This window comes from Herbaspirillum sp. AP02 (genome assembly GCF_015767275.1).
GTDB lineage: Bacteria > Pseudomonadota > Gammaproteobacteria > Burkholderiales > Burkholderiaceae_D > Herbaspirillum.
This window is the reverse complement of sequence record NZ_JADWMY010000007.1, coordinates 62,336-76,090: the sequence shown is the minus strand read 5'-3', so window position 1 is coordinate 76,090 and position 13,755 is coordinate 62,336. Positions and strand designations below refer to the sequence as shown.

Annotated in this window: 11 protein-coding genes and 1 tRNA gene; 6 read left to right on the top strand and 6 right to left on the bottom strand. The window is 60.7% G+C overall.

The window, feature by feature from the left end; translation table 11 throughout:
• Window positions 1-162 precede the first annotated feature (162 nt).
• The 3 genes from I5R65_RS15195 to I5R65_RS15185 all read left to right on the top strand — a co-directional run bounded on the left by I5R65_RS15195 (window position 163) and on the right by I5R65_RS15185 (window position 3,121).
• A complete protein-coding gene (locus tag I5R65_RS15195) occupies window positions 163-858 on the top strand; it encodes a hypothetical protein (protein ID WP_180668455.1) in 696 nt (231 codons plus the stop codon).
• 12 nt (window positions 859-870) lie between these two features.
• Entirely contained in the window at window positions 871-1,701 is an 831-nt protein-coding gene (locus I5R65_RS15190; RefSeq protein WP_180668454.1) for an OmpA family protein, read from the top strand.
• Between the two features lie 154 nt (window positions 1,702-1,855).
• Window positions 1,856-3,121, top strand: coding sequence for a RelA/SpoT domain-containing protein (locus I5R65_RS15185; RefSeq protein WP_180668453.1), 1,266 nt, complete (start codon window positions 1,856-1,858; stop codon window positions 3,119-3,121).
• Between the two features lie 95 nt (window positions 3,122-3,216).
• Here the strand turns inward: I5R65_RS15185 and I5R65_RS15180 are convergent, their stop codons facing one another.
• A complete protein-coding gene (locus I5R65_RS15180) occupies window positions 3,217-3,519 on the bottom strand; it encodes a hypothetical protein (protein ID WP_180668452.1) in 303 nt (100 codons plus the stop codon).
• A gap of 203 nt (window positions 3,520-3,722) precedes the next feature.
• A tRNA-Phe gene (locus tag I5R65_RS15175) sits at window positions 3,723-3,798 on the bottom strand.
• An 85-nt stretch (window positions 3,799-3,883) separates the two neighbouring features.
• Here I5R65_RS15175 and I5R65_RS15170 point away from each other — a divergent pair.
• Both I5R65_RS15170 and I5R65_RS15165 read left to right on the top strand, forming a co-directional pair.
• Window positions 3,884-5,116 carry a UbiH/UbiF family hydroxylase gene (locus I5R65_RS15170; RefSeq protein ID WP_180668451.1) on the top strand — a complete coding sequence of 411 codons (1,233 nt, stop codon included), beginning with the start codon at window positions 3,884-3,886 and terminating at the stop codon, window positions 5,114-5,116.
• Between the two features lie 182 nt (window positions 5,117-5,298).
• The gene (locus tag I5R65_RS15165) at window positions 5,299-6,066 is read left to right on the top strand and encodes a DsbC family protein (RefSeq protein WP_180668450.1); all 768 of its coding nucleotides are present in this window, start codon (window positions 5,299-5,301) and stop codon (window positions 6,064-6,066) included.
• A gap of 70 nt (window positions 6,067-6,136) precedes the next feature.
• Here the strand turns inward: I5R65_RS15165 and pth are convergent, their stop codons facing one another.
• Entirely contained in the window at window positions 6,137-6,715 is a 579-nt protein-coding gene (pth, locus tag I5R65_RS15160; protein WP_006461482.1) for an aminoacyl-tRNA hydrolase, read from the bottom strand.
• A gap of 232 nt (window positions 6,716-6,947) precedes the next feature.
• Between pth and I5R65_RS15155 the strand changes: the two genes are divergently transcribed.
• Window positions 6,948-9,305, top strand: a complete 2,358-nt coding sequence (locus I5R65_RS15155; protein WP_180668449.1) for a Tex family protein — start codon at window positions 6,948-6,950, stop codon at window positions 9,303-9,305.
• A gap of 127 nt (window positions 9,306-9,432) precedes the next feature.
• Here I5R65_RS15155 and I5R65_RS15150 read toward each other — a convergent pair whose 3' ends face one another.
• From I5R65_RS15150 to aroKB, 3 genes are all read right to left on the bottom strand, one after another.
• Window positions 9,433-10,182, bottom strand: a complete 750-nt coding sequence (locus I5R65_RS15150) for a DUF5610 domain-containing protein (RefSeq protein ID WP_180668448.1) — start codon at window positions 10,180-10,182, stop codon at window positions 9,433-9,435.
• A 452-nt stretch (window positions 10,183-10,634) separates the two neighbouring features.
• Window positions 10,635-11,786, bottom strand: coding sequence for a deoxyguanosinetriphosphate triphosphohydrolase (locus I5R65_RS15145; RefSeq protein WP_180668447.1), 1,152 nt, complete (start codon window positions 11,784-11,786; stop codon window positions 10,635-10,637).
• A gap of 2 nt (window positions 11,787-11,788) precedes the next feature.
• Window positions 11,789-13,591, bottom strand: coding sequence for a bifunctional shikimate kinase/3-dehydroquinate synthase AroKB (aroKB, locus tag I5R65_RS15140; protein ID WP_180668446.1), 1,803 nt, complete (start codon window positions 13,589-13,591; stop codon window positions 11,789-11,791).
• Between the last annotated feature and the right edge of the window lie 164 nt (window positions 13,592-13,755).

Below are 13,755 nucleotides of genomic sequence, written 5' to 3'. Positions count from 1 at the left end.
TGCTGACGACTTGTGACCGGCTCATTACAGCAGTCTGCTGAAGGAGGCATTTGGTCACTGGGTGTGGTCTTTCTGCTAATCTTCAATCTTTACAGGTGGTAATGAGACGAAAGCGACAGGGGGAAGGGATGAGGGGATTGACGATGCAGACGGGGGCCGGCGATGAATAAGTCCGTGCTGGATTTTCTGATGCCGCAATGGAATGGCGCGGTCGATGGCGGCCTGCAGGTCGTGGTGGCGCTGCTATTGCTGGCGCTGGTGATCGGTCTGCCGCTGCTGCTGGCGCGCAGCGCCCGTCCGGCGCAATGGGAGGCTCGCCTGGGCACGCTCACCGGCGAGCGCCACGCCCTGCCTGCACCTACCACCCCGGAAGAATTGAGCCAGGCCGTAGCGACCGCTTCGGAACGCTGGGCGCAGGTCGCGCCTGGCATGGTGTTGATGCTGGGCCTGCTTGGCAGCTTCATCGGCCTGGGCCTGGCCTTGGGCGAGACGGCTGCAGTACTCGGCCCGCAACAGGCGCCGGGCGCACTGGCGGCCGTCATCGATGCGCTGGGTGCCAAGTTCAGGATGGCCACCTGGGGCATCCTGGCCTACCTGATCCTGAAGATCTGCATCACCCTCAGCGCGCGCGAACAGGCGCGCCTGGCCTGGAGCGTAAGCACCCTCAGGCGGCTCGATACCGAACAGGCACACGCCCGCGTACAACTGGAGGCGCAAGACCGGCAGCGCCTGATCGACGCCATCACCCACAGCGGCAACGCGCTGCTGGCGGCACAACAGGCCGAAGCGCAGCGCGCCCACCTGCGCCATGCCGAGTTGATGGACGCCCTGCAGCGGCAGACTGCACGATCTTCCTGACCTGAGGCAGCGATGAAACAGGCAGACAACGAATGGGTGGTCGCCACCGGCCTGATGGCGGCCCTGGCGGCGGTGCTGGTGCTGCTGCTGGCCGTGCATCGCGCAGGCGGGACCGAGGCCGCACAGGCCGCCCTCGCGCAGCAACGTACAGTGCAGAGCGTGCCGCCTGCCTTGGCCATGGTGCCGACGCCGACGCCGGCGTCGCCGCCAGCAACTACGCCAGCGCCGACCCCACTCCAGCCCACACCCTCGACGGCACCAGCGCCGGCGCAGCCGACAACGACGCCGGCTGCCTCGCGTGCCGACACGCCCACGGCGGCGCAGGAACAGCGGGAACAGGATCAGCGGGAGCAAGGCGTGACCGGCGTATTGCGACAGGTGCAGAACGTATTTGCGCAGCAGGGCGCTTCCCGATTGGTTGCCATCGATACCGAGGCAGGCACGATCACCCTGAAGGAAGGCGCCTTCCGCCGCGGCAGCGCCTGCGTGGAACCAGAGGCCCGGGCCGCCTTTGCACAGGTGGAGCAACGCATCGCCGATTACCTGAAGCAGAACCCGGCAGGCCGCATCTATGTGGAAGGCCACACCGACGACAAGCCGGTCAAGGCACCGGTGACGGATGTCCGCGCCTACTGCACCGTCTATGACGACAACATCACCCTCTCCGCCGCCCGTGCGCGCGAAGCGCGACTGCTGCTGATCGGGCGTAGCGCACCGGAAGCCGCACGCAGGGTGATTGTGGCGGGGTATGGGGATTCGCAGCCTTTGCCGGGGCTGGCTGCCAGTGATGAGCGGAATCGGCGGGTGGAGGTGAGGTTTATTGGTGGAGTTGGGAAGAACTGAGGCTCATGACGTTCCAGGTGATTGGAGGCGAACGCAATCCCATCGGCCATCAAGCACCGCCTGATACAGAGTTAGTTGTAAATCTTATTAATAATATTTTTGTGAGCTCTTTTTTAGGAACGAACTTAGGGATTGATAAAAAGGGGAGAGGGAGATGGTTTCAAAGTCGACTATAGATCGAGCTGGGAGCGCTCTAGCACGTGCTCAATATCGTACTGACGAAGAATATATTGAGCTCGAAGATGTCTTTGACGAGTATCGCAAGAGTCACTTGCAACCATTGTCTGAAACGACATTGGAATTGCAAAGATGGCTTACCGAATATGGCGGATCGTATTACATAGCCCAGCGTCTTAAGCGGAAGCCTCAAATAGTTCGGAAATTAAAGCGATTAAGTGTGCGTCTTAGTCAGCTTCAAGACATCGGGGGGGCACGTATTATTGTTCCTCAAAATTCGGATGTAGATAAGCTGCTGAAGTATCTTGAAGAGCGCGTTGAGCAAGACCCCAATCTTGAGCTAAAGAGAATCACCGACTACCGTGAGAAGGGGCGAGACACCACCGGCTATCGGGCGTTGCATTTGCTTGTCACGCGCGAACAAATGGCACTTGAAATTCAGGTTCGTAGTCGAGTTCAACACTATTGGTCGGAAAGCATTGAGCGAACTTCGGTGATTTATGGCCACCATTTGAAAGAGGGCGATGGAGATCCTAAGATTCTTCGTTACTTTAGCGAGCTTTCAGACGCATTTTACGAGCTTGAAGCTGGACGCCAACCTTCGGCAGAACATCGACTGACTATCGATCAACTCCGGATTGATTGCGAGGAAATTATCAAGTCCTCAGCCCAGAATGCAGGTGTTTTGCACAGCTTTGTTAATGAGGGAATTATCAAAACTCTGACAGAGAAGGAGGCTCGCGGTGGATCTGGTCTTAATAACTGGATTATTGTTTTTGATTGGAATAGCGGATCGTTCGTAAGTTGGGAAATCGTGGGAAGAAGTCCAAATGAAGCAATCGCGGCGTATGTAGCAAATGAGAAGAATTTTCCAGCTGAATCCGGCTTTGAGGTGGTGCTAATTGGATCTTCAGAGGTGGCAACAGTAAGGCAAACACACAGCCACTATTTCGGAATTGAGTCCTATGACAAAATCCTGGAGACGCTAGATGCCTCAATTGAAGGCTTCCGAAGAAAAATTGATTTAGATATTGGTGCTCGCCAAATCTTGCTTACGCTAACGCGTCGAAGATTCTGGGGCGGCAAAGTTGTTTCACGAGACACGTTGAAAAATCATTTTTGCCAGCAGGTTCTTACGTTTGAATCCTCGCTAAATGCTTTGATCGAAAAAGAGTTTGTCCTATCAAATGGTGGAATTTCTCTCAATTTGCGCCTGAAAAAAGAGATTGAAGCGGTCATTTAAAAAAAATCGCATAAGGTGGCCGCCTTTGGTCGCGAGGGGGCCGCATTGGCGGCCCGCCGAGGAGGGTGAGGTTTGAACATACGGCCCTTCGGGACTTAGATACTCCATAGGGTGCCGGTCTGGAAAAGTCCGCCCGACACTCTTCCGCGTTTGCCTAGATCCGTGTGCCCATGCTCGCGCATGATCTCTGCCACCACTGCTCCGCAGAATTGTTTGGCAGTGTCATTGCTTGAAATTTCGGGCAGCAGTTTCAAGAGATCATGGACAATGGCGGCAACAGGTGGGATGCCAAGCCTAGTACACAAGCGGTATTCAATGTATTTCTCCTGGCCACTGAGTAGATATTCAAGACGTTTGCCCAATTCGGTATGACGAAATTGTTCAAAGCGAGGATGCATTGCGAGCCTCCTAAAGGTCAGGGCGTTAGGATTGTGCGATACAAAACGTAACGTTTCAAATTGCCACGTTATTGGTGGCATTGATTCACTCAAATAGGGGGGAGAACTTTTGAGGCAGGGAATAGACCGGAGCCAAAGATTTTCAGTCCCGGAAATGAAAAACGCCAACCGGTAAGGGCTGGCGTTTTTTCTTGGAACATTCTTGGTGGCCCGGGGCGGAATCGAACCACCGACACAAGGATTTTCAATCCTCTGCTCTACCAACTGAGCTACCAGGCCAAGACGGAGAAGTATAGCGGCTCTGGGGAAATATGCAAGTCCTTTTTGAAAAATAGTTTCCGCCACCCCGTTTATAATCGCCGGCATGAATACCAATTCACATCCCCAATCTTCCTCGCCGGCCGCGGCTGGCACTGATATCTGCATCGTCGGCGACGGCGCGGTCGGCAAGACGGCGGCGCTGGGGCTGGCGCAGGCCGGCTTCAAGGTGACCCTGCTGGCGCCGCCCCCCAAGCCCGCTGCGCCCGACCCGGCCAGCTGGGACGTGCGGGTCTATGCGCTGAACCATACCGCGCATCGGCTGCTGTCCTCGGTCCGCGTCTGGGATGCCATGGATGCCGCACGCATCGCACCGGTCGATAACATGACCGTCCACGGCGATGGCCTGCCGGAAAAGGCGCAGCCCGGCCTGCTCAGTTTCGATGCCTACGCCGCCCGTACCGATGCGCTGGCCTGGATCATCGAAGACCGTAATCTCGACCAGGCGCTGGACGCCGCACTGCGCTTTGCGCCCAATGTGCGCGTGCTGAAGGGCCGCGCCACGGCACTGGCGGTCAGCGGCGAGACTGCCACGCTGACGCTGGAGTCCGGCCAGTCGCTGTCCGCTTCGCTGGTGGTAGGGGCCGATGGCGCCAACTCCTGGGTGCGCGGGCAGTGCGATATCGGGCTGGATTACCGCTCCTATGGCCAGAACGCCATCGTCACCAATTTCACCTGCGAGCTGCCGCATCGCGGCGTGGCCTATCAATGGTTCAGTCCGACCGAGGGCGTGATCGCGCTGCTGCCGCTGCCGGGCAATCGCGTCTCGCTGGTGTGGTCTGCGCCGCAAGCGCTGGCCGAGCAACTGCTGCGCCTGCCGCTGTCGACGCTGGCCGGACGTCTGGCGCAGTGGGCCGCACCGGTGCTGGGCGCGCTCACGCCGCTGCAGCCCGAAGTGGCGAAGGCCTTCCCGCTGCGCCTGATCAAGCCGCATGCGATGATCGCGCCGCGTGTGGCGCTGATCGGCGATGCCGCCCACGTGGTCCATCCGATGGCCGGGCATGGCATGAACCTGGGCTTCGGCGATGTCGCCGCGCTGATCGATATCCTGCTCAAGCGCGAGCCCCAGTACGATTGCGGCGATGACCGCGTGCTGCGTCGCTATGCCCGCGCCCGCAAGGAAGAAGTATTGCTGATGCAGATCGCCACCGATGGTCTGCATCGGCTCTTCTCCACCGAGGCCGAGCCGGTGCGCCTGGTGCGCAATATCGGCATGAGCCTGGTGAACCGCCTGCCGCTGCTCAAGCGCCGGCTGATCGCCCATGCGTTGGGACAGTGAAGCGCGGCGATTTCAGGTAAGGTAGTGGCCTTTGGCGAAACAGCAGGGCCCTTTGCGCCTGCCTTTGCCGGAAAAACTTCCCCGCGATTTTTTTGAGAGACATCTGCAACCCCAATCCCCGCAAGGCTTTGCGGCCGATGCGTCAAAGATTGGGTGTGCGTTTGATTTGAATCAGGACAAGTATGAAAAAATTTCTGACCGCCAGCGCGAGCCAATTGCGCCATCTGAGCATGGCGGCATTGCTGCTGGTTTCCACCGTCGTCGGCGTGAGCGCCCATGCGCAGGCCGAGGCGGCCGACAGCACCGAGGCGACCATCAAGAAGCTCATTGAGCCACGCCTGGGCAAGGATGCCAAGGTCGATGCGGTGACCAAGACGCCGTATTCTGGTCTCTATGAAATCCAGATCGATGGCGACGTGATCTACACCGATGCCAAGGCCCAGTATCTGTTCATCGGCCGCGTGGTGGATGCACAGAGTTACCGCGACTACACCAAGGAAAAGATCGATTCGCTGAACCAGGTGCCGTTCTCGGGTCTGCCGCTGGACAAGGCGATCAAGACCGTCAAGGGCAATGGCAAGCGCGTCATCGCCATCTTTGAAGATCCGAACTGCATCTACTGCAAGCGCCTGCACAAGTCCCTGCAGGAAGTGGACAACATCACCTACTACACCTTCCAGTACAACATCCTCTCGCCGGATTCCATCGTGAAGTCGCGCAACATCTGGTGCGCGCCCAATCCGAGCAAGGCCTGGAACGAGTGGATGGTCAGCGGCAAGGAAGCACCTGCAGCGGCGGCCTCCTGCAATGCCCCGCATGAGGAGGTGCTGGCACTGGGCAAGAAGCTCAAGGTCACCGGCACGCCCACCATCTTCTTCACCGACGGTTCGCGCATTCCTGGCGCCGTTGATGCCAAGGGTCTGGAACAGAAACTGTCTTCCCTGAAATAAGTCCATGACGCACAGGGAGCGCCTCGTGGGTCGGGGCGCTCCTGTTGCGTGGCGGTTCAGCGCAACAGGCTCATTTCCCCGTATGCAGTTCCATCATGGCGGCTTCGAACTTGCCCTGCACCAGCAGGGGGATGACGTTGAGGCTCTTGTCCAGGGCGTCGTTGATGAGCGCCTGTTCTTCCTTGCGCGGCCGGTGCAGCACGAAGTCGGCGACCGGCTGTTGCAGGCCCAGCGTGCGCGGATGTCCGATGCCCAGGCGCAGGCGCCAGTAGTCCTGGGTACCGAGTGCAGCGGTGATGTCCTTCAGGCCATTGTGGCCGCCTGAGGAACCGCCTTTCTTGATCTTGGCCGCGCCCGGTGGCAAGTCCAGTTCGTCATGCACCACCAGCACCTCGTCCGGATTGATCTTGTAGAAACGCGCCAGTGCGCCGACCGATTGGCCGGAGCGGTTCATGTAGGTCTGCGGTTCCAGCAACCACACCTCATTGCCGGCGATGCTGGTCTTGCCGGCCAGGGCGTTGAAGCGCTGCTCGCGGCTCAGGCGCACCGGGCCGGCGAGATTGTCGACCAGCCAGAAGCCGGCGTTGTGGCGGGTTTGTTCGTATTCCGGGCCGGGGTTGCCGAGACCGACGATGAGACGGATGGACATGTTGCAAGAAATGAGGGGCTGCACAAGGCGGAAGCGCCGATTATCCCGGCTTTGGCCGCCGCCGTCCAATCCCCTGCGCCCCGGATGCGCTCGCGCCGCCTGCTTTCCCGTGCAATCAGGCAATGTCAAGATTGGCGCGGGTGGCTGAATTGCGTATCATCCAACGCTGGTTTTTTCTTCACCGCATAACTGCTTAATTGCTTAACTGCTTAACCGTTGACTGGGTTTCACCATGCTGCCTTCTATCGAACAACGACTCGCCCTTGAACTCGCCGCCAAGCCGGTTCAGGTCGCTGCCGCCATCGCCTTGCTGGACGAAGGTGCCACCGTCCCCTTCATCGCCCGCTACCGCAAGGAAGTCACCGGCGGCCTGGATGACATCCAGCTGCGCCTGCTGGAAGAACGCCTGCGTTACCTGCGCGAGCTGGAAAGCCGCCGCGCCGCGATCATCGCGTCCATCGAAGAGCAGGGCAAGATGACGCCCGTGCTGCTGGACGCCATCACCCACGCGGAAGACAAGACCCGCCTGGAAGACCTCTACCTGCCCTACAAGCCCAAGCGCCGCACCAAGGCCCAGATCGCCGCCGAAGCTGGCCTGACCGAACTGGCCGATGCGCTGCTGAACGACCCGAGCCTGAATCCGGAAGAAGAAGCCGGCAAGTTTCTCAAGGCCGCCTTCACCACCGACAACGGTGACAATCCGGGCGTACCGGATACCAAGGCCGCGCTCGATGGCGCGCGCCAGATTCTGATGGAACGTTTCTCGGAAGACGCCGAGCTGCTGCAGAGCCTGCGTGAGTACATCACCGAGCACGGCGTGGTCGAATCCAAGGTGATCGATGGCAAGCAGGATGCCGGCGAAAAATTCGCCGACTACTTCGATTACTCCGAGACCTATTCCACCATCCCTTCGCACCGTGCGCTGGCGCTGTTCCGCGGCCGCCGCGAAGAGATGCTCAACGTGGTGCTGCGTCTGGATAGCGAAGAAGAAAAGCCGAAGTGGGATGCGCCCCATAATCCCTGCGAAGGTCGTATCGCCTCGCGCTTCGGTGTGTCCAACAAGGGTCGCGCCGCCGACAAGTGGTTGTCCGACACCGTGCGCTGGGCGTGGCGCGTGAAGGTCTTCATGCATCTGGAAACGGAGCTCATGACCAACCTGCGCGAGAAGGCCGAGGCCGAGGCCATCAACGTCTTCGCCCGCAACCTGAAGGACCTGCTGCTGGCCGCGCCCGCCGGTCCGCGTGCCACCATGGGTCTGGACCCGGGACTGCGCACCGGTGTCAAGGTCGCCATCGTGGATGCCACCGGCAAGGTGGTCGCCACCGATACCATCTACCCACACCAGCCGCGCAATGACTGGAATGGCTCGCTGCATTCGCTCTCGCAGCTGGCCGAGAAGCACAATGTCTCGCTGATCTCGATCGGCAACGGTACCGCTTCGCGTGAAACCGACAAGCTGGCGCAGGACCTGATCAAGCTGCGTCCCGAACTGAAGCTGACCAAGATCGTGGTGTCCGAAGCGGGCGCCTCGGTGTATTCCGCCTCGGAATTCGCCTCCAAGGAATTGCCGGAGCTGGATGTGTCGCTGCGTGGTGCGGTCTCGATTGCGCGTCGTCTGCAGGACCCGCTGGCCGAGCTGGTCAAGATCGATCCCAAGTCCATCGGCGTGGGCCAGTACCAGCACGACGTGAGCCAGTCGCAACTGGCGCGTTCGCTGGATGCCGTGGTGGAGGATTGCGTGAACGCCGTGGGGGTGGATGTGAACACCGCTTCCGCACCGCTGCTGGCTCGCGTGTCGGGCCTGAACGCCAGCGTGGCACAGAGCATCGTGTCGTATCGCGATATGAAGGGTATGTTCAGCTCGCGTGCTGCCTTGCGCGAAGTGCCGCGCCTGGGCGACAAGACCTTTGAGCAGGCGGCCGGCTTCCTGCGCGTGATGAATGGCGTGAACCCGCTGGATGCGTCCGCGGTCCACCCGGAATCCTATCCGCTGGTGGAAAAGATCCTGGCCGACATCAAGAAGGATGTGAAGAGCGTGCTGGGCCAGAGCTCGCTGCTGAAGGGCCTGACGCCGGCCAAGTATGCCGACGAGAAGTTCGGCGTGCCCACCGTCACCGACATCCTCAAGGAACTGGACAAGCCCGGCCGCGACCCGCGTCCGGAATTCACCACCGCCACCTTCAAGGAAGGCGTGGAAGAGATCAAGGACCTGCGTCCGGACATGATCCTGGAAGGCGTGGTCACCAACGTGGCGGCCTTCGGTGCCTTCGTCGATATCGGCGTGCATCAGGATGGTCTGGTCCACATCTCGGCACTGTCCAACACCTACGTCAAGGACCCGCACACCGTGGTCAAGGCCGGCCAGGTGGTCAAGGTCAAGGTGCTGGAAGTGGACGAGAAGCGCAAGCGCATCGCCCTGACCATGCGCCTGAACGACACTGCCCCGGCCCCGGGTGCGCGCAACGAGCAGCGCGGTGACCGCACCGATTCACGCCGCCTGTCGCAGCACCAGAACCAGAACCAGCGTGGTCGCGAGCAGGCACCGAGCAACAATGCCATGGCGGCGGCGTTTGCCAAGCTGCGCGGCTGACCCTGCGGTACATCGCCGCAGTAGCAGCGCGGCGACGTGACGGTGATGCAATGAAAAGAGGCTGTTCCCTTGCGGGGACAGCCTCTTTTTTCGTTCGCGTAGCGGCCTGCATCAACAGGCGCAAGTCCTACGCAGTCGTGCTGATCCGTGTCTGGCTCACCGACACCGAGATACTGACCGTGGTCTCGCTGGCAACCACGGTGCCGCCCTGGCCATCACCGTTGTCAGTGCTACCTTCACTATCCCCACCATCCTGCTTGCCACCCTTGACCTTGTTGATGAAGTCATTCAGCGACTTCTGCACGAGGTCATAGGTCTTGTCGATGTTGCTGGCGATGTCGCCCTGCAGGACGCTCAGGCTCTCCAGGATGCCGCGGGCCTCCTTGAAGCCCTGGTCGACGCCCTTGAAGATCAGGTTCATGTAGTCGTCGATGTTGGTCGCATCATCCTTGTTGGGATTGTTCTGCTTGTAGAGCTCGAACATGTTGGTGATGAAGGAGACGATACGCCCGGCGGTACCTTCAGGCGAATTGTCCTGGGATGCCGCATTCTGCACGGCCTGGTCGCCCAGCTGCGGACGCAGGATGTCGTTGATGTTCTCGATGGCGGTCTTGTAGACCAGCGACAGCGGATCGTTGCCGCTCTGCAAGGAAACCTCCAGCGAGGACTGGACGATGGACAGATTGAACTGTGCCTTGGCGCCCGCTTCGGTCAGCAGGTTTGCCTTTCTGGCTTCGGCGATCTTGTCGTTGCTGGTGCCGGAGGTACCGGATGCATTGGCAGACAAGGCGGTGCTGTCGCCGTTGGTGGCGGTGGGGGAAGTGGTGCTGGGCAGCAGCGATTTGCTGTCCAGGCCGGTGGTGTTGCCGATGGCCATGACGGTCTCCTGTAAAAAGGGGGATCCGGGCATCAAGGGGGAAGACGGATCCACTGGAAATGACGGCGCGCCGGATGACGCACCACTCCATTCCTGCATAACGGCCCGGTCGTGACGGACTTGATATTGACAAAAATTAACAGGTGTCAGTTTCCTTGCCCTGGCAGCACGACTTACTCCGGTGAAGTTGTCGGATATGACGGAAAGCCTTTGCTGGAAAGGTTTTGCAGCGAGCCGATGCGGGTCGATACGGTGCCACTCCTGGTAAAAAATTTTTCAGGAAAAATGTAACGAAATGTCGGGCCGGCGGCGGCAGCCGGATTTCATTTGCAGTGATGCAATGAAATCACAATGACCTGCCCACCACGGAAGAGCTGAGGGAAAACGCAACGTATCGAAACGCTGCGTTCAGTGAGGATGACGGTGTGGATGAGTTGGAAAGCCTGACCTGCTCATTCCATCACGAACAGGCGACGATGTTCGCGGATGGCGTAACGGTCGGTCATGCCGGCGATGTAGTCGGCGACTTTTCTTGCCTGCTTGTCCAGTTGCTGGGCTTCATCATGAACTCCCTTGACCTGGTAGTCCGGCGGCAGCAGGCTGGGCTGGCCCATGAAGGCGGCAAACATCTCGGCAATGATGCGACGCGCCTTGGCGGTCATGCGGTTGACCTGATAGTGACGGTAGAGCTTTTCGCGCAGGAATTTCTTCAGCACGGCCGCTTCGCCGGCCATGGCATCGGAGAAGGCGATCAGAGGCGGGGCGTTGCGGACATCCTCGATATCGCGTGGTGCGATTTCGGCGATGCGCGTGCTGGCGGTCTGGATGAGGTCGACGATGAGCGCGTTGATCATGCGGCGGACCGTTTCATGGATCATGCGGCGACCGGTGATGCCGGGATAGGTCTGTTCGACCTCGCGCAGATGGCGGGCGAAGAAATCCACTTCGCTCATCAGTTCCATCGTCAGCAGGCCCGAACGCAGGCCGTCGTCGATGTCGTGGTTGTTGTAGGCGATCTCGTCGGCCAGGTTGGCCAGCTGCGCTTCCAGCGAGGGCTGTTTCTTTTCCAGGAAGCGTACGCCGATGTCGCCCAGTTGTCGTGCATTGTGCAGGGAACAGTGCTTGAGGATGCCTTCGCGGGTTTCGAAGCTGAGGTTCAGGCCATCGAAGGCGCCATAGTGCTGTTCCAGCTCATCGACCACGCGCAGGCTCTGCAGGTTATGTTCGAAGCCGCCATGGTGCTTCATGCAGTGGTTCAGCTCATCCTGGCCGGCGTGGCCGAACGGGGTGTGGCCCAGGTCGTGGGCCAGGGAGATGGCTTCGACCAGGTCTTCGTTGAGCTGCAGGTTGCGGGCGCAGGAGCGGGCGATCTGCGCGACCTCGATACTGTGGGTCAGGCGGGTGCGGAACAGGTCGCCTTCGTGATTGACGAAGACCTGGGTCTTGTATTCGAGACGGCGGAAGGCGGTGGAGTGGACGATGCGATCACGGTCGCGCTGGAATTCGCTGCGCGAGCCGGGCGGGGTTTCACTGAAGCGCCGGCCCCGCGAGCTTGCCGAGTGGGCGGCATAGGGGGCCAGACGGGGGGGCGCTTCAGCGTGCATGCTTACTCTCCGGTGCAGGCCGCCAGGGTTTGCAAGAGCAATTCCTGCGGCACGTTGGTGATCAGGGGGCTGCCCAGCGGTTTGATCAGGATGAACTTGATCTGGCCGCCTTCGTTTTTCTTGTCCACTTCCATCAGTTCCAGCCAGCGTTCGGTACCGAGGCTGGGGGCCACCGTCGGCAGGCCGGCTGCGGCGGTGACCGCCTGGATGCGGTCCCGCGTGCCGGCATCGATATAGCCCAGGCGCTGCGACAGATCGGCCGCCATGACCATGCCGCAACCGACGGCTTCGCCGTGCAGCCATTGGCCATAGCCGAGGCCGTTTTCGATGGCGTGGCCGAAGGTGTGGCCGAAGTTGAGGATGGCGCGCAGGCCACCTTCGCGTTCGTCCTGGCGCACCACCTCGGCCTTGATTTCGCAGGAGCGCTGGACGGCATAGGCCAGGGCGGCATCGTCCTTGGAGACCAGTTGCGCGATATTGGTTTCGATCCAGTCGAAGAAGGGCGCGTCGATGATGGCGCCATGCTTGATGACTTCGGCGATGCCGGCGGCCAGTTCGCGCGCGGGCAGGGTGTGCAGGGTGGCGGTGTCGGCGATGACGGCCTGCGGCTGGTAGAAGGCGCCGATCATGTTCTTGCCCAGCGGATGGTTGATGCCGGTCTTGCCGCCCACCGAGGAATCGACCTGCGACAGCAGGGTAGTCGGCACCTGCACGAAGGGCACGCCGCGCATGTAGGACGCAGCGGCAAAGCCGGTCAGGTCGCCGATCACGCCGCCGCCCAGGGCGACCAGGGTGGTCTTGCGATCACACTTGTCGGCCAGCAGGCGATCGAAGATCTTCATCAGGCTGGCCCAGTTCTTTTCTTCCTCGCCATCAGGCAGCACGATTTCGCTGACCTGTTTGCCGGCGGCGCGCAGGGCGTTGGCGACCTTGTCCAGGTACAGGGGGGCGACCGTATCGTTGGTGACGATGGCTACGCGCTTGCCCTTGACGTATTGCGGCAGCAGGGACGCATCGTCCAGCAGGCCGCGACCGATGTGGATGGGGTAGCTGCGTTCGCCCAGGTCGACGTTGAGGGTGATCGGGGTGACGGTGGCAGTGTTCTGGTTCATGCGGCGATGGCTGGGTTCGGCGCTGGCGGCGCCATGGAAAATCCGGGTGGAATGGCTGGTGGCGAACACTGTGGTGCCATCGGCGGTACGGGTGACAAGTGCGCTGCTGCGTTCGATGACCACGGTGTCATCGGCCTGTGCTCCATCCGCCTCCGATGAGGGCAGCCAGGTGCCTTCCTTGGGCGACAGTTCCAGATGGCTGATGATGGTCTGTACCAGGAACTGGACATTGGGCCGGTTGGTCTCGATCACGAAGTCGGCCACCTCGCGGTAGAGCGGGTCACGCTGGCGCGAAAGCTCTTCCAGCTTGCGGCGTGGGTCGGCGGTCTGCAGCAGCGGGCGGTTCTTGTCGCGCCCGGTACGCTGGAGAATCTGGTTGATGCTGGCCCGCAGGTAGATGACGGTGCCGCCCTTCTTGAGGTTTTCACGATTCTCGGCGCGCAGGACGGCGCCGCCGCCGGTTGCCAGCACGATGTCGGGCTGGGCCGAGAGTTCGCGGATCACCTCCGCTTCGCGGCGGCGGAAGCTTTCCTCGCCCTCGATCTCGAAGATCACCGGGATGGTGGCGCCTGTGCGCGCCTCGATCTCGTGGTCCGAATCGACGAAGCGCTTGTTCAGCTTCTTGGCCAGGGCCCGGCCTATGGTGGTCTTGCCGGCTCCCATCAGGCCGACAAGGAAGATGCTTCCAGTCATATCTAAGAATTCTGCTCTGCGCTACTGGCCAATGTCGATGGCGCCGCGCATCTGTCGGCACGGTCACCCGCCGCCCGGTGGGCGGTGTCCGGGCCGGCCGCTGGCCGGCTTGCGCCCGGCGGTACGGGCCTGGAAACGCGATTTTACCGTTCTTTGCGCCGCCG

What these genes read in the sequence shown, in the direction of transcription:
- I5R65_RS15165 (WP_180668450.1), top strand. Translation starts at nt 5,299, where the DNA reads ATGAAAAAATTTCTGACCGCCAGCGCGAGCCAATTGCGCCATCTGAGC.
- I5R65_RS15145 (WP_180668447.1), bottom strand. Translation starts at nt 11,786, where the DNA reads ATGCACGCTGAAGCGCCCCCCCGTCTGGCCCCCTATGCCGCCCACTCG.
- I5R65_RS15195 (WP_180668455.1), top strand. Translation starts at nt 163, where the DNA reads ATGAATAAGTCCGTGCTGGATTTTCTGATGCCGCAATGGAATGGCGCG.
- I5R65_RS15190 (WP_180668454.1), top strand. Translation starts at nt 871, where the DNA reads ATGAAACAGGCAGACAACGAATGGGTGGTCGCCACCGGCCTGATGGCG.
- I5R65_RS15180 (WP_180668452.1), bottom strand. Translation starts at nt 3,519, where the DNA reads ATGCATCCTCGCTTTGAACAATTTCGTCATACCGAATTGGGCAAACGT.
- aroKB (WP_180668446.1), bottom strand. Translation starts at nt 13,591, where the DNA reads ATGACTGGAAGCATCTTCCTTGTCGGCCTGATGGGAGCCGGCAAGACC.
- I5R65_RS15185 (WP_180668453.1), top strand. Translation starts at nt 1,856, where the DNA reads ATGGTTTCAAAGTCGACTATAGATCGAGCTGGGAGCGCTCTAGCACGT.
- I5R65_RS15170 (WP_180668451.1), top strand. Translation starts at nt 3,884, where the DNA reads ATGAATACCAATTCACATCCCCAATCTTCCTCGCCGGCCGCGGCTGGC.
- pth (WP_006461482.1), bottom strand. Translation starts at nt 6,715, where the DNA reads ATGTCCATCCGTCTCATCGTCGGTCTCGGCAACCCCGGCCCGGAATAC.
- I5R65_RS15155 (WP_180668449.1), top strand. Translation starts at nt 6,948, where the DNA reads ATGCTGCCTTCTATCGAACAACGACTCGCCCTTGAACTCGCCGCCAAG.
- I5R65_RS15150 (WP_180668448.1), bottom strand. Translation starts at nt 10,182, where the DNA reads ATGGCCATCGGCAACACCACCGGCCTGGACAGCAAATCGCTGCTGCCC.